Here is a 16,193-nt window from a genome sequence, read left to right as displayed (position 1 = left end):
TTTTGGGAACCATGACGATGTCGACCACACAGCAACCAGCCCCCACCACCGCCAGTAAAAGTGAACTGATCTATCGCCTGGAAGATCGTCCACCGCTAACACAAACCTTGTTTGCAGCCGGACAACATCTTCTGGCGATGTTTGTTGCGGTGATCACGCCCGCGCTGCTCATCTGCCAGGCGCTCGGTTTACCGGCGCAGGATACACAGCACATTATCAGCATGTCCCTGTTCGCGTCCGGTGTGGCATCGGTACTGCAAATCAAAACCTGGGGACCGATCGGTTCAGGGTTACTCTCCATTCAGGGCACCAGCTTTAACTTTGTCACACCGCTGATTATGGGGGGAATGGCGCTGAAAAATGGCGGCGCGGACGTACCCACAATGATGGCGGCGCTGTTTGGTACATTGATGGTAGCCTCCTGTACGGAAATGGTGCTGTCGCGCGTGCTGCATCTGGCACGCCGCATCATCACGCCGTTAGTCTCAGGTATTGTGGTGATGATTATCGGCTTATCCCTGATTCAGGTCGGCCTTACCTCTATCGGCGGCGGGTTTGCTGCGATGAACGATCACAGCTTCGGCGCGCCGAAAAATCTGCTGTTAGCCGGTGCCGTGCTGGTGGTGATTATCCTGCTGAATCGCCAGAAAAACCCCTATCTGCGCGTTGCGTCGCTGGTGATTGCGATGGCGGTAGGCTACCTGCTGGCCTGGGCAATGGGCATGCTACCCACCATCAGCACGCCTGCCGGACAGCCGATCGTGGCATTCCCCACTCCGCTCTATTACGGCCTGGGATTTGACTGGAATCTGCTGATCCCGCTGATGCTGGTCTTTATGGTGACCTCGCTGGAAACCATTGGGGACATCACCGCCACTTCGGATGTCTCTGAACAGCCGGTCAGCGGCCCGTTATACATGAAGCGCCTGAAAGGCGGTGTGCTGGCAAACGGCCTGAACTCTTTTGTATCTGCCCTGTTTAATACCTTTCCTAACTCCTGCTTTGGCCAGAATAATGGCGTGATTCAGCTGACTGGCGTTGCCAGCCGCTACGTGGGATTTGTTGTCGCGCTGATGCTGATCCTGCTGGGACTGTTCCCGGCAGTGAGCGGACTGGTACAGCACATTCCTGAGCCCGTGCTGGGCGGCGCTACGATTGTGATGTTTGGCACAATCGCCGCATCCGGTGTCCGTATCGTTTCCCGGGAGCCGCTGAATCGCCGGGCTATCATGATTATCGCGCTGTCGCTGGCAGCAGGACTCGGTGTTTCCCAGCAGCCCCTGATTCTGCAATTTGCACCCGACTGGCTGAAAACGTTACTCTCTTCCGGTATCGCTGCGGGTGGGATTACCGCGATTGTGCTGAATCTTATCTTCCCACCCGAAAAGTAACGTTCAAGGCAGGCGGCAACCCGCCTGCTATTTCGGCTGATTTACATCCAGGCGGTTGAGCTATAACGATAATTCAGGCATAACAACCTTTCAGCGGACTGAACCCGGGAAGGATACGATGAAATTTATAGGAAAGTTTTTCCTCACCTTATTGTTACTGCTGCTGTTTGCGCTGATCGTCGTCTATGTTCTGCTGCAAACTCAGTGGGGCGCGGGCTGGTTTAGCCGTTGGGTGAGTGATAAAACAGAATGGCATCTGTCGCTGAGCAAAATTGAGCACAATTTTTCTTCACCTACGCACATTATTCTGGATGACTTCAGCTTTGGTCATGACGGCCAGCCTGCCGTACTGGTGGCCAAACGCGTCGACCTTGGCATCGCCCTGTTACAGTTCAGCGATCCGTTTCATTTTGCCAGCATAGAATTACGCGACGGCGAGGTAAACCTTGCTAACCTGGCGAACAAAAGCGCACTGCCCATGCAGGCAAACCGCCTGCAGTTAAACAACATGCGCATCGACAGCCCTGCCTCAGCGCTACCGCTGGCGGCACAGCAGGTGAATGGCGGCATTGTGCCCTGGCATCCGCAGGCCGGTGATTTGCTGGGTCGTGATGCGCAGTTCCAGATGAGCGCGGCCAGGATGACGCTCAACAGCGTTGACGGTGAAAACGTGCTGATTCAGGGTAATGTGTCCCAGGGCCGCATGGTATTTAGCAACATTGGGGCGGACTTAGTACGCGGTTCAATGACCGGTAACGGTGAGCGCGACGCGCAGGGTAACTGGAAGATTAATCAACTGCGTCTGAACGATATCCGTCTGCAAACGGCGCATACGCTTGTCGATTTCCTGAAACCGTTTGAAGAAGTACCCTCAGTTACGCTCAACCGGGTTGATATTACCGATGCCCGGCTCCAGGGCCCTGACTGGGCGGTGACCGATCTCGATCTGACGCTGAAAAATCTGAGCTGGAAGGGCCGGGACTGGCAGAGCCAGGACGGATCGCTGGCCATGAATGCCGGTAACTTTATTAACGGGCGCTTCGAACTTAACGATCCCATCATCAACATGGATTTCTCGCCTCAGGGGATTGCCCTGACGCAGTTCAGCTCGCGCTGGGCCAATGGCGTTATCCGGGCTGACGGCAACTGGTCACGTCAGGATAAACGGTTAACGCTGAATAATCTGGCGGTGGCCGGGCTGGAATATACCTTGCCTCAGAACTGGCGGGCGTTATGGCAGGATGCCCTGCCTGACTGGCTGGATGCCGTAACCGTGACGCGCTTTACCTCGAACCGCAATTTACTGATCGATATTAATCCGGCCTTCCCTTTCCAGCTCACTTCACTGGATGGCAGCGGCGAAAATCTGCAGCTGGCCCGTCAGCATCAATGGGGAATCTGGTCAGGTAAGCTGAGTCTGAACGCGGCGGAGTCGACCTTCAATCGTACGGATTTACGTCATCCTTCTGTCGCACTGGAGGCTGACGAACAACAAATTAAGGTAACAGAGCTCAGTGCGTTTAGTGGTAAAGGGTTGCTGGAAGGCACGGCGACCATAGGGCAGCAGGCTGATCGACCTGTCAACCTGAACCTGACGGGACGCGGCGTGCCCGTTAATGTTCTGCAAAACTGGGGCTGGCCGGCGCTTCCCTTGCAGGGCGACAGCAATTTGCAGCTGCGCCTGAACGCCTCACTGAAAGCGAATCAGCCGCTGGCCCCGTCGGTTAACGCGACACTGTCCGTAACCACAGACAGCCAGCAGCTACAGCAGAGCATGCAGGCCGGACAGGTCCGCTAACGCACACAGGGCCGCAATAGCGGCCCTGTGATTTAATTGATACGCGCGCCGGAGCCGCCCTCTTCCAGTGGTCCGTCGGGATCCACCGGCAACACGATGTAAACCGCTTCAAATACCGCGCCACACTCATCATCGCCAAACAGCTGCACTTCAAGCTGAACACGGGCTTTGCGTCCGCGCGCCAGTCGATCAAGATCGCCACTCAGTGAGCCAAGATCGGCAATAGCACCGGGTTTACCGGTAATCGGACGACTGTAGCGTATGTGCGCGTCGGCCAGAATAATGGTGCCGCCCAGATGGCGCTCCCGCAGTAACAGCCAGATCAGCCCCCAGCCGGTGAGCGTAGCCAGTGAAAACAGGCTTCCGGCAAACAACGTATGGTGCGGATTTTGGTTGCCGGTTTCCGGCATGGTGGTAATAAACTTCTGCCCGGTATATTGCAGGATGCGCACGCCCATTTTTTCACTCAGAGGAATGTGCTCATACCAGGCCTGTTGTAACTGCCCGCACCAGTCCGCACGGTGCAGAATATCGTCCAGTGTGACAACCGGCTTGATCATCAGAAAGTGGCGCACCGGCGTCGTCTGCGGTGCGGTAATCTCGCCCTGATTCAGGTAGCCAAGTTTAGCGAAGAACGCCACCGCATCTTCTCGTGCGCTACAGGTCACGCGCTTCACACCTTCCTGACGCGCAACGGACTCCAGCGTCATCGCCACCAGCGTGCCGAGGCCTTTGCCCTGTACGGTGGGATGAACGGCCAAAAAACGGATAGCCGCTTCGTTATCAGCATTGATATAGAGCCGTCCTACCGCAACCGGCTTGCCCTGTTCATCCACCACCATTTGATGATGCGCTAATGCATCCCAGGCATCGCGTTCAGAACCCTGAGGCTGATGCAGCGGCTTTCGTAACATTTCCCAGCGGAACTGATAATACATATCCAGCTCTTCCGCCGTTTGTGGCACACGAAGATGATACATAAAATGGTTCTCTCGTTCTGAGGCGGGGTTGCCGAGGCTAAGCCGTGCGAAATGAGGCGTCATACCTGTAACCAGAACGTCACCGGACCGTCGTTGACCAGAGCAACCTGCATATCGGCAGCAAAACGGCCATTGGCGGTCGTGACATCATGACGGCGACAACACGCGCTGAAATACTCATATAACCGCTCCGCTTCCTGCGGCGCGGCGCCACCGGAAAAAGAGGGCCGCATGCCCTTTTGCGTATCGGCAGCCAGGGTGAACTGTGATACCACCAGCACGCTTCCGCCAGCCTGTTTGACGTTCAGGTTCATTTTGCCCTGTTCATCGCTAAAAATACGGTAGCCCAGTACGCGCTCCGCCAGTCGTTCAGCGCGCTTTTCGTCATCACCTTTTTCAACGCCTAACAGAATTAATAATCCCTGCCCGATCTCACCCACGACCGCATGATCAATGCTGACGCTGGCACGCTGAACGCGTTGAATTAAAGCAATCATCCGTCCTCTCGTTCTTTTTCTCTTTCCTGCCGTTTGAACTGGCGATAGTCATCTAAGGTAACCGTAATTTCGGCACCGAGCAAAACGATGCACCAGGTCCAGTACACCCACAGGAAAAGAATGGGGATCACCGCCAGCACGCCATAGATTAACTGATACGTCGGGAACATCGTAACATACAGCGCAAACCCCTTTTTCCCCAGTTCAAACAGTAACCCGGCGACCAGCGCCCCCGTCAGCGCATCGCGAGAAGGCACCCGCTGCGTTGGGACAATACTGTACAGCAACCAAAATGACAGCCACGACAGAAGCAAGGGAAAGAAACGCAGCGTCTGATCGACCAGGCTGGTCACCCCCGTCACGTTTATCCATTTCAGCGACAGCAGGTAAGAGCTGATGGCTAAACTGGCACCAGCCAGCAACGGCCCAAGCGTCAATATCATCCAGTAGACGGCAAAGGAATAGACCAGCGGGCGCTTTTTATGACTGCGCCAGATAGCATTCAGAGCCGAATCGACAGAATGCATCAACAGCAGCGCCGTGACAATCAGCCCCACGGCGCCCACGGCGGTCATACGGTGCACGTTAGCCACAAACTGCTCAAGGTAACGCTGCAACGTGTTCCCCGCAGCAGGCATAAAGTTGGCAAAAATAAAGTTTTTAAGCTGGACGCTGATATCAGAAAACACAGGAAACGCGGCAAACAGCGCAAAAACTACGGCGATCAGCGGCACCAGCGCCAGTAGCGACACAAAGGCCAAGTTGCCCGCCTGTGTCGTCATGGCATCATTATCAATACGCTTCCAGAGCAGCTTAAGCCACAGCCAGAAGGCATGAAACCTGGGGCGAAAACGATGTAACTTCATGGCTTAAGGCTGACCCGCGAACCAGTCGGGCACGGTTTTACTGTCGGTCACCAGCACACTGGTAATGCCTAATGCGCGCGCACCTTCAATATTGGCGGCATTGTCGTCGAAGAAGACGGCCTGATCGGCACTGAATCCTTCCGCATCCAGTACGTGCTGATAAATGCGGGCTTCAGGTTTACGCATGCCCAGTTCCTGGGACAGATAAATCTTGTCAGCCGCCTGCTGCACATCAGGATACTGGGTCGGCCAGAAGGTGCAATGCAGTGCATTGGTATTCGACAATATCACCACCCGATGTCCTGCCTGGCGTAGCTGATTCATCAGCGCCAGCGTATCCGGACGCACTCCCACAAAGATAGCCTGCCAGCCCGCGGCAAACTGTTCATAGCTCAGCGCAATCTCCAGTTTTTCACATAAGGCTTCTGCAAAGGCTTCATCGCTGATTTCACCGCGCTCATGCTGCTCAAAAGCCGCATCCATTTGAAAATGACTTTGAAGCGATGCCAGCGGTACGCGGCTGAGGTCACTCCAGACGCCCAACACGCGGTTAAAGTCGATATCGATAATCACATTGCCCAAATCAAAGATATACAGCATGGTGCCTCCTTTGGTTCCCTGGATCATTCACTCTAGCGGTAAAAGTGCGGCCTGAACAGGCGGCCCGGACGAGAAAATTACACACTTTAAATTAAGGTACGACAGGACAAAGTGGGAAGGGGACAAAGAAGAAGTTACAGGCTGGTTTAGACTGGATTTAACTGAGCTGGTAAAAACCCCGGACAAAAAAAAGCCCCGTTAAAACGGGGCTTTATTACTACGCGATTAGGCGTCTTTACCGCCGCGTGAAGCACGCTTACGGTCGTTCTCAGTCAGGTGACGTTTACGGATACGCACTGACAGAGGCGTAACTTCGACCAGTTCGTCATCATCAATGAACTCGATCGCCTGTTCCAGCGTCATTTTCTGCGGTGGAACCAGTGTGGTGGCTTCGTCAGTACCGGAGGCACGCATGTTAGTCAGCTTCTTACCGGTCAGGCAGTTCACGGTCAGGTCGTTAGAACGGCTGTGAATACCGATGATCTGGCCTTCATAAACTTCCGCGCCATGGCCCAGGAACAGCTTACCGCGATCCTGCAGACCGAACAGGGCGAACGCTACCGCTTTACCCTGGCCGTTAGAGATCAGAACGCCGTTCTGACGCTGACCCACTTCGCCCGGACGAATATCGTCGTAGTGGCTGAAGGTGGAGTACAGCAGACCTGTACCTGATGTCATGGTCATAAATTCGTTACGGAAACCGATCAGACCACGGCTTGGGATGACGTAGTCAAGACGTACGCGGCCTTTGCCATCTGGATCCATATTTTTCAGGTCGCCTTTACGCTCGCCCATGGCCTGCATAACGGAACCCTGATGCGTTTCTTCGATATCCAGCGTCACGTTCTCGAATGGCTCTTGTTTACGGCCTTCGAATTCGCGGAAGATAACTTTCGGACGGGATACCGCCAGTTCGAAACCTTCACGACGCATGTTCTCGATCAGTACAGACAGATGCAGCTCACCACGGCCCGATACGCGGAACGCGTCAGCATCTTCGGTCTCTTCCACACGCAGTGCCACGTTGTGAACCAGTTCTTTGTTCAGACGCTCAAGGATCTGACGTGAGGTCACGTACTTACCTTCTTTACCGCAGAACGGTGAGGTGTTGACGTTGAAGAACATGGTTACCGTTGGCTCATCCACGCTCAGGGCTGGCAGCGCCTGCACATTCTGCGGATCGCAAATGGTGTCAGAAATGTTCAGTTCACCCAGACCGGTGATCGCAATGATGTCGCCCGCCTCTGCCAGGTCGCTGTCAATACGCTCCAGCCCCAGGTGAGTCAGCACTTTACCCACTTTACCGTTACGGGTTTTGCCTTCGCTGTCTACGATGGTGACTTGCTGGTTAGGCTTCACTTTACCGCGCTTGATGCGGCCGATACCGATCACGCCCAGATAGTTGTTGTAGTCCAGCTGAGAGATTTGCATCTGCAGCGGCGCTTCGACTTCAACCTGTGGAGGTGAAACGTGGTCAACGATTGCCTGATACAGCGGGGTCATATCGTCAGCCATGTCGGTGTGATCCAGACCGGCAATACCATTCAGCGCAGAGGCGAAAATGATAGGGAAATCGAGCTGCTCGTCCGTTGCATCCAGGTTAACGAACAGGTCAAACACCTGATCAACAACCCAGTCAGGACGTGCGCCAGGGCGGTCAACTTTGTTGATAACCACAATCGGCTTCAAACCATGCGCGAACGCTTTTTTGGTAACGAAGCGGGTTTGCGGCATAGGGCCATCCATCGCATCTACAACCAACAGTACCGAATCCACCATAGACATTACGCGTTCAACTTCACCACCGAAGTCGGCGTGTCCTGGGGTATCAACGATGTTGATACGGTAGTCGTTCCATTTAATGGCGGTATTTTTTGCGAGGATGGTAATCCCACGCTCTTTCTCCAAATCATTGGAGTCCATCACGCGCTCGGTGGCTTCAGTACGGGCATCAAAAGTACCAGACTGTTGCAGCAGTTTATCAACCAGGGTGGTCTTTCCATGGTCAACGTGCGCGATGATGGCGATGTTACGCAAATTTTCGATCACAGCTTTTTTGCCTCAGGCATTAGAAATAACGCGGTATTGTACACGGATTAAGCGGGAGACTGAACACGATCACACTTTTCACTGAAAGTTTATTGCATTGTCGCAAAATCGCACTAATAGCCGTGCAAAAATTGCACTGCAATGATGTTTTGCACCACAATGGTGCTCATTTTCAACGCCAATGCACATAAAAAGTGCAGTGCAACTATCATGGTGCACGTCTTTTATGACAAAAAGGTGCATGACAGCGCGATTTTGTGCAAAGAAATAAAGTTGGCACAGAATTCGCTTTGTATTATCCAGATGAAAACGACGTAAGACAACGGTTGCAGAGCTGGCCGGGATCAGACTGAGGTATGGCTGACACATGTCGCACATTTCCTCACCCGGTTCTCACCATGTAGACAATGACCATTTCCAGGAGAGTTGAGTATGTCCGCTGAACACGTTCTCTCGATGATGAACGAGCACGAAGTTAAGTTTGTTGACCTGCGTTTTACCGATACCAAAGGTAAAGAACAGCACGTTACTATTCCGGCTCACCAGGTTAACGCTGACTTCTTCGAAGAAGGCAAAATGTTCGATGGCTCTTCCATCGGCGGCTGGAAAGGCATTAACGAATCAGACATGGTACTGATGCCGGATGCAACCACGGCAGTTATGGATCCGTTCTTTGAAGATTCAACACTGATCATTCGCTGTGATATCCTTGAGCCTGGCACCATGCAAGGCTATGACCGCGATCCACGCTCTATCGCAAAGCGCGCTGAAGACTATCTGCGTTCTTCAGGCATCGCTGATACCGTTCTGTTTGGACCCGAGCCAGAATTCTTCCTGTTCGACGATATCCGTTTCGGTTCGTCAACCTCTGGTTCGCACGTCGCTATCGATGATATCGAAGCGGCCTGGAACACCGGCAAAGAATACGAAGGCGGTAACAAAGGTCACCGTCCAGGTCTGAAAGGCGGCTACTTCCCGGTTCCACCGGTCGATTCATCACAGGACATCCGTTCTGCTATGTGTCTGACAATGGAGCAAATGGGTCTGGTTGTTGAAGCTCATCACCACGAAGTTGCGACAGCGGGTCAGAACGAAGTGGCAACCCGCTTCAATACCATGACCAAAAAAGCTGACGAAATTCAGATCTACAAATATGTTGTGCACAACGTGGCGCATGCTTACGGCAAAACGGCAACCTTTATGCCGAAGCCAATGTTTGGTGACAACGGTTCAGGTATGCACTGCCACATGTCTCTGTCTAAAGGCGGACAAAACCTGTTCTCTGGTGACAAATACGGCGGCCTGTCTGAAACCGCGCTGTTCTACATCGGCGGTATCATCAAGCACGCAAAAGCAATCAACGCCCTGGCCAACCCAACCACCAACTCTTACAAGCGTCTGGTTCCGGGTTATGAAGCACCGGTTATGCTGGCTTACTCTGCCCGTAACCGTTCTGCATCAATCCGTATCCCGGTTGTTGCCAGCCCGAAAGCACGTCGTATTGAAGCGCGCTTCCCGGACCCAGCGGCTAACCCGTACCTGGCGTTTACTGCACTGCTGATGGCTGGCCTGGATGGCATCATCAACAAAATCCATCCTGGTGATGCGATGGATAAAAACCTGTATGACCTGCCACCGGAAGAAGAAGCTGAGATTCCAAAAGTTGCAGGTTCACTGGAAGAAGCGCTGAATGCACTGAACGAAGACCGCGAGTTCCTGACCCGTGGCGGCGTCTTCACTGACGACGCGATCGATGCTTACATCGAGCTGCGTAAATCAGAGAACGACCGTGTGCGCATGACGCCACATCCGGTTGAGTTCGAACTGTACTACAGCGTCTAATTTCAGAGTCAGCAAAATGGGTGCCGCATTGAAAGATTGCAATTGCGGCACGCTTAACCTGAAACGTTTTTTTGTTGCCGTGGAAACTTTAGCCCATCTTCGGATGGGCTTTTTTCTCCGCGAATTCATCGTTCATTCGCTTTAATTCCGGCTTAAAGACTACAATGCACTAAATTAGTGCAGAGGAACGCTGTATGGCAACTGCCTCCCTGCCCGACGCCGGGCAGATTCTCAATACCTTAATCAACAGTATTTTGTTGGTGGATACCGATTTGGCGATCCATTATGCCAACCCGGCGGCACAGCAATTACTGGCGCAAAGCTCACGTAAATTGTTCGGCACGCCGTTACCTGAATTAACCGGCTACTTTTCGCTGAATGTCGAGGTCATGCGCGAGAGTCTTGAGGCGGGCCAGGGCTTTACTGACAGCGAAGTTACTCTGGTCGTGGATGGCCGGGCGCACATTATGTCGCTCACGGCACAGCGCCTGCCTGATGGGTTGATTCTGCTGGAAATGGCACCGATGGATAATCAGCGTCGCCTGAGTCAGGAACAGCTGCAGCATGCTCAGCAGGTGGCCGCACGCGATCTGGTCCGCGGGCTGGCCCATGAGATTAAAAACCCGCTAGGTGGATTGCGCGGCGCGGCGCAGCTTTTGTCACGCGCCCTGCCGGACCCTGCCCTGAATGAATATACCAAAGTCATTATTGAACAGGCAGATCGCCTGCGAAATCTGGTTGATCGCTTACTGGGGCCGCAACAGCCCGGTATGCATATTACCCAGAGTATTCATCAGGTAGCGGAACGTGTCGTTAACCTGGTTTCGATGGAGCTGCCAGAAAACGTATCTCTGGTTCGCGATTACGATCCCAGCCTGCCGGAATTACCGCACGATCCCGATCAGATTGAGCAGGTTTTGCTGAACGTCGTGCGCAATGCGCTGCAGGCGTTAGGCGAAGACGGCGGCACAATCGTGATTCGAACCCGTACAGCCTTCCAGTTAACACTGCATGGCACACGTTATCGTCTGGTTGCCCGCATTGATATCGAAGATGACGGCCCCGGTATTCCAGCCCAGCTACAGGATACGCTGTTCTATCCAATGGTAAGCGGACGGGAAGGCGGTACCGGCTTAGGCCTTTCTATTGCCCGTAGCCTGATTGATCAGCATTCGGGAAAAATTGAGTTCAACAGTTGGCCGGGTCATACCGAGTTTTCGGTTTACCTGCCTATTCGCCAGTGAGGTTTCTATGCAACGAGGGATAGTCTGGATCGTCGATGACGATAGCTCCATCCGCTGGGTGCTTGAACGCGCGCTCACTGGAGCCGGTTTAAGCTGTGCCACTTTTGACAGCGCGAACGACGTGCTCAATGCACTCGCAACAAAAACCCCGGACGTTTTATTGTCTGATATCCGTATGCCGGGTATGGACGGGCTGGCTCTGCTAAAACAAATCAAGCAGCGCCATCCCATGCTTCCGGTCATCATCATGACAGCGCATTCCGACCTGGATGCCGCGGTAAGCGCCTATCAGCAAGGCGCGTTCGATTACCTGCCCAAACCGTTCGATATCGACGAAGCGGTCGCGCTGGTTGAACGTGCCATCAGTCACTATCAGGAGCAACAGCAGCCACGTAATCAACCGGTAAGCGGCCCCACCACCGATATTATCGGTGAAGCGCCCGCCATGCAGGACGTGTTCCGTATTATTGGCCGTCTCTCCCGTTCGTCAATTAGCGTGCTGATCAACGGGGAATCGGGTACAGGTAAAGAGTTGGTAGCGCACGCACTGCACCGCCACAGTCCTCGCAGTAAAGCGCCGTTTATTGCCCTCAACATGGCGGCGATCCCTAAGGATTTAATTGAGTCGGAACTGTTTGGCCATGAAAAAGGGGCCTTTACCGGTGCGAATCAGATTCGTCAGGGACGCTTTGAACAGGCCGACGGCGGGACGCTGTTTTTAGATGAAATTGGTGATATGCCGCTGGATGTTCAGACGCGCCTGCTGCGCGTACTGGCAGACGGGCAGTTTTACCGCGTCGGTGGCTATGCACCGGTCAAAGTGGACGTGCGCATCATTGCCGCTACGCACCAGAACCTTGAACTGCGGGTACAGGAAGGCAAGTTCCGTGAAGACTTGTTTCACCGCCTGAATGTCATCCGCGTACATTTGCCGCCGCTGCGTGAGCGTCGTGAAGATATTCCCCGTCTGGCCCGTTATTTCCTGCAGGTGGCCGCACGCGAGCTTGGTGTGGAAGCCAAGATCCTGCATGCGGAGACCGAGACCGCGCTGACCCGTTTGCACTGGTCGGGTAACGTGCGTCAGCTGGAGAATACCTGCCGTTGGTTAACGGTGATGGCCGCCGGTCAGGAAGTGCTGATTCAGGATTTACCACCGGAGTTATTCGAATCCAGTACGCCGGAAAGCCCCACGCAGTCGCTTCCCGACAGCTGGGCAACCCTGCTGGCACAATGGGCCGATCGTGCCTTGCGTTCCGGTCATCAAAACCTGCTGTCAGAAGCACAGCCGGAAATGGAACGCACGCTTCTGACGACTGCACTGCGCCACACGCAGGGTCACAAACAGGAAGCCGCGCGTTTGCTGGGTTGGGGAAGGAATACGCTGACGCGTAAGCTGAAAGAACTGGGCATGGAATAAGCCATTCCGCCGGAACAGCCTGTGCTGTTCCGGCGGTTAAATCACACGCGAATAGGGCTGCGGTTGCGTCTTTTGTCGCAGATAAGCATCAAAACACATACAAATATGGCGAATCAGCAGTCGTCCTGTTCCTGTCACTTTCAGGCCTGTCGCGTTTTGCACCACCAGCCCATCCGCAATCAGCGGTTTTAACCGCGCCAGCTCTTCGGCAAAATAGCTGTCGAAGGTGATATTCCACTGCGTTTCTGTCGCGCTGAAATCGAGCGCAAAGTTGCAGATAAGCGTTTTGATCACATCGCGGCGCAGGCAATCGTCCTGACTGAGCGTGAATCCCCGCCATAAGGCATGGCCCTGTTTTTCAACCTGGCTGTACCAGTCATTCAGGCTTTTCTGGTTTTGCGCGTAGCGATCGCCGATCATGCTAATGGCGGAGACACCCAGACCGAGTAAATCGCAGTCGCCCTGGGTGGTATAACCCTGAAAATTGCGGTGCAGGTTCCCCTCGCGCTGAGCCACCGCCAGCTCGTCCTGCGGTTTAGCAAAGTGGTCCATACCGATGAACTGGTAGCCATGCCGGGTCAGCGTTGTAATGCTCTGCTGCAGGATGGCCAGCTTCTGTTGCGCCGAGGGCAGTTCATTTTCTTTAATTTTTCGCTGTGCGGCAAAGAGTGACGGAAGATGCGCATAGTTAAAAACGCTCAGTCGATCGGGATCCAGCGCGATAACCCGCTGCAGCGTAAAGGCAAAGCTTTCCGGCGTTTGCAGCGGCAGACCGTAAATCAGGTCGATGCTGGTTGAACGAAACCCCTGCTCACGTGCCCGTGCCATCAGGGCAAAAATCACGTCCTCATCCTGCACCCGGTTAACTCGTTCCTGCACCGCCTTGTTAAAGTCCTGTACGCCCATGCTCAGGCGATTAAAACCGCACGTCCGGAGATGATCGATCATCTCCAGTTCAATTTCACGCGGATCGACCTCGATCGACATCTCCGCGTCATCCTCGAAGGTGAAATGCTTTTTCAGCAGCGCCACCAGCCGGCTAACCTGCTGCTTATTCAAAAATGTCGGCGTGCCGCCGCCCCAGTGCAGTTGAGTGACGCGACGATCACGAAACAGTGGCGCGCGGGCGACAATCTCCTGTTCCAGCGCGTTCAGATAGCGGTCGGCTTTATGTAAGTGACGCGTGACAACCTTATTGCAGCCACAGAAATAGCACAGGCGATGACAGAACGGGATATGAACATAGAGCGACAGCGCGCGTTGCGGATAACGTTCAGTGGCACGGTGAAAATCAGCGTCTGTAAAGGTCTCGCTGAACGCTAGCGCGGTGGGATAAGAGGTATAGCGCGGACCCGCCGCATTGTATTTTTCAATTAATGCCTGGTCCCAGTCGATTTGTGACGCTGACATGCTGACTCCTTCCGTTTACCTCGCTGTGGGAAAGGCCGCGATGCAGAAGGAAAGAGAGGAGTGCGGGAGGAAACCCGCCGTAAACGCTGCTTCAGACGCGACAGTCGTTGTAGTTTAAACAATAACCACAGGAGATAACATGTCATCAAAAGCACGAAAATTGATCCAGGCCAAAACATTGTCGTTTACCTGTTAATCCAGGCATGCGCATTTACGCATGCCGATCAAAGACGGCTTAATTCCCTTTAAGCAGGCGGTACATATCTTCTTCCGCCTCCGGATCGTCTTCCTCGTCCATCGCGATGCCGAGCTGTTCCATCAGTTCATCAATGCGATCCAGCGTGACATCAAGCCAGCCCTGATCCTCAGATGACAGCGTTTCGCCTTTCTCAAGGCGGTCCAGTAGCGCATCAAGACGCTCGCTGTTCTCTAACTGCGCCAGCTCTTCTTCCGGTGTCAGCACCACTTTCTGCTTCGCCAGTTTTGCCGTCACTTTTTTGGTTTTTGCGGGTGCAGCGTTGTCGTCAACGATTAACGACACCGGCTTTTTACTGCCGATACGCGGATCTTTTGCCGGGGCCGCTTGCTTACCGTTGCTGCTCTGCGCTTGCGGGTTAGCACGGCTGCCTGACGCATGGCCACGATGCTTTTTATCGCGTTTACGATCGCGCGCTTCGTTATTGATCTCTTCACGCGATTTACGTTTTGCTTTGGCGACAGGCTTGCCCTTCGCCGCGCTTGCAGGTTGCTTCATAATCTTGGGTTCCGGTGTTTTTTATTCAGTATAGAATTGCGGCGAAATCTAGCAGAAACCAGACAAAGAAAAAAGGCGACAGCTCAAGCTGTCGCCTTATTTCATACCTTCGGCAGAAGGAATCATTTTTCAAATCCGTTTCGGCTCACAACATCCCGGTTAATCCTGCGCCTGCTCAACTCCGGAGCTCATCCTTTTCCTTTTCTGGTCCGCAATCCCTGACCATTTCCTTTCCTGTCGCTCTTCGTTATCCCAACGTTCCTGAGCGCATCATCCTGATGAATGCTGTCCTGCACTGCTGAATAATGTAGACCAATTGGTAAAAGGCTCAAGTAATACTTGTATGGTGTTTGAGCGAAAAACCTGTACTTTAGTATAATGCACTGAATTTTAATCATTTATTTTTTTAATTTTTTAATTAAAAAGCGACATAACTTGCAAGATTTATGGCAAATGTCTTACAGGCAGCCCTGAACAATGGTATTGAGCACTTTCCCGCCATAATGCGTATAATCAGCGCCATTGCCCTAATGCGTTTCTGGAGTACTACCTTGTCTGAACTGAATTACCATGTCACCCGCTTCATCCTTAGCGCGCCTGATATCCGCCATTTACCTTCTGATACCGGCATTGAAGTGGCGTTCGCTGGCCGTTCTAATGCGGGGAAATCCAGCGCTTTAAACACGTTAACCAACCAAAAAAGCCTGGCGCGTACCAGTAAAACGCCCGGTCGTACGCAGTTGATTAACCTGTTTGAGGTGGCCGAAGGTAAGCGCCTCGTCGATCTACCCGGTTATGGCTATGCCGAAGTGCCGGAAGAGATGAAACTCAAGTGGCAGCGGGCACTGGGAGAATATCTGCAAAAACGCCAGGCATTAAAAGGCCTGGTGGTACTGATGGATATTCGTCACCCTCTTAAAGATTTGGATCAGCAAATGATTCAGTGGGCCGTTGACAGCGGTATTCCTGTTTTGCTGCTGCTGACGAAAGCCGACAAGCTCGCATCTGGCGCACGTAAGGCCCAGCTTAATATGGTGAAGGAAGCCTCGCTGGCTTTCATGGGAGATGTGCAGGTGGAGGTTTTCTCATCGCTGAAAAAGATTGGCGTTGATAAAGTGCGCCACAAGCTGAATAGCTGGTTTAGTGAACTGGAACCCGCAGTGGACGATCAGGACAGTGACGCATAAGGCCGGGCAAAAAGCCCAATAAAAAACGCCCCAGTCACAGAATGACTGGGGCGGCTAAATTCAGCCAAATCCGATTACGTGAAGTAAAAGGTCTGAAAGATAGAACATCTTACCTCTGTACCCTACGCCTCGAACTTTACCTGATTTTTTGTGAGCAA

General features: G+C 53.3%; 13 protein-coding genes. 6 read left to right on the top strand and 7 right to left on the bottom strand.

Features of this window, described 5'->3' with window-relative positions; translation table 11 throughout:
- The first annotated feature begins 17 nt into the window (after positions 1-17).
- Both GC087_RS00530 and GC087_RS00525 read left to right on the top strand, forming a co-directional pair.
- Positions 18-1,391, top strand: coding sequence for a nucleobase:cation symporter-2 family protein (locus tag GC087_RS00530; protein WP_394515237.1), 1,374 nt, complete (start codon positions 18-20; stop codon positions 1,389-1,391).
- 118 nt (positions 1,392-1,509) lie between these two features.
- Complete coding sequence (locus tag GC087_RS00525; RefSeq protein WP_172912710.1) at positions 1,510-3,189, top strand: AsmA family protein; 1,680 nt, start codon at positions 1,510-1,512, stop codon at positions 3,187-3,189.
- 32 nt (positions 3,190-3,221) lie between these two features.
- On the opposite strand, the gene fabY is transcribed toward GC087_RS00525, so the two are convergent.
- The 5 genes from fabY to typA form a co-directional block, all read right to left on the bottom strand.
- Entirely contained in the window at positions 3,222-4,169 is a 948-nt protein-coding gene (fabY, locus tag GC087_RS00520; RefSeq protein WP_033738037.1) for a fatty acid biosynthesis protein FabY, read from the bottom strand.
- A gap of 59 nt (positions 4,170-4,228) precedes the next feature.
- A complete protein-coding gene (gene dtd, locus GC087_RS00515; RefSeq protein WP_006121336.1) occupies positions 4,229-4,666 on the bottom strand; it encodes a D-aminoacyl-tRNA deacylase in 438 nt (145 codons plus the stop codon).
- Positions 4,663-5,532, bottom strand: a complete 870-nt coding sequence (locus GC087_RS00510; RefSeq protein ID WP_033738033.1) for a virulence factor BrkB family protein — start codon at positions 5,530-5,532, stop codon at positions 4,663-4,665. The genes dtd and GC087_RS00510 overlap by 4 nt, the downstream gene beginning before the upstream one ends.
- Positions 5,533-5,535: 3 nt before the next feature.
- Positions 5,536-6,132 (bottom strand): glucose-1-phosphatase, encoded by a 597-nt coding sequence (gene yihX, locus GC087_RS00505; protein ID WP_006121333.1) that lies wholly within the window; start codon positions 6,130-6,132, stop codon positions 5,536-5,538.
- 225 nt (positions 6,133-6,357) lie between these two features.
- Positions 6,358-8,181: a ribosome-dependent GTPase TypA gene (typA, locus tag GC087_RS00500; protein WP_006121332.1), complete on the bottom strand. Its 1,824-nt coding sequence runs from the start codon at positions 8,179-8,181 to the stop codon at positions 6,358-6,360.
- A gap of 432 nt (positions 8,182-8,613) precedes the next feature.
- Here typA and glnA point away from each other — a divergent pair, with 432 nt between their 5' ends.
- The 3 genes from glnA to glnG all read left to right on the top strand — a co-directional run bounded on the left by glnA (position 8,614) and on the right by glnG (position 12,684).
- Entirely contained in the window at positions 8,614-10,023 is a 1,410-nt protein-coding gene (gene glnA, locus GC087_RS00495; RefSeq protein WP_006121331.1) for a glutamate--ammonia ligase, read from the top strand.
- Positions 10,024-10,217: 194 nt separating this feature from the next.
- Positions 10,218-11,267, top strand: a complete 1,050-nt coding sequence (glnL, locus tag GC087_RS00490) for a nitrogen regulation protein NR(II) (protein WP_033738029.1) — start codon at positions 10,218-10,220, stop codon at positions 11,265-11,267.
- Positions 11,268-11,274: 7 nt separating this feature from the next.
- Positions 11,275-12,684, top strand: a complete 1,410-nt coding sequence (gene glnG / locus GC087_RS00485) for a nitrogen regulation protein NR(I) (RefSeq protein ID WP_006121329.1) — start codon at positions 11,275-11,277, stop codon at positions 12,682-12,684.
- A 36-nt stretch (positions 12,685-12,720) separates the two neighbouring features.
- On the opposite strand, the gene hemN is transcribed toward glnG, so the two are convergent.
- Together hemN and yihI are read right to left on the bottom strand one after the other, a co-directional pair.
- Positions 12,721-14,094, bottom strand: coding sequence for an oxygen-independent coproporphyrinogen III oxidase (gene hemN, locus GC087_RS00480; protein ID WP_324029414.1), 1,374 nt, complete (start codon positions 14,092-14,094; stop codon positions 12,721-12,723).
- Between the two features lie 235 nt (positions 14,095-14,329).
- Entirely contained in the window at positions 14,330-14,848 is a 519-nt protein-coding gene (gene yihI, locus GC087_RS00475) for a Der GTPase-activating protein YihI (RefSeq protein WP_205958961.1), read from the bottom strand.
- A gap of 551 nt (positions 14,849-15,399) precedes the next feature.
- On the opposite strand from yihI, the gene yihA reads away from it, so the two are divergent.
- A complete protein-coding gene (gene yihA / locus GC087_RS00470; RefSeq protein WP_006121326.1) occupies positions 15,400-16,035 on the top strand; it encodes a ribosome biogenesis GTP-binding protein YihA/YsxC in 636 nt (211 codons plus the stop codon).
- The last annotated feature ends 158 nt before the right edge of the window (positions 16,036-16,193 follow it).

Origin of the sequence: Pantoea sp. JZ2 (assembly GCF_035191405.1) — a bacterium.
GTDB lineage: Bacteria > Pseudomonadota > Gammaproteobacteria > Enterobacterales > Enterobacteriaceae > Pantoea > Pantoea stewartii.
Note: the sequence above shows the minus strand (reverse complement) of the source record. Positions and strands in the feature narration are given on the sequence as shown.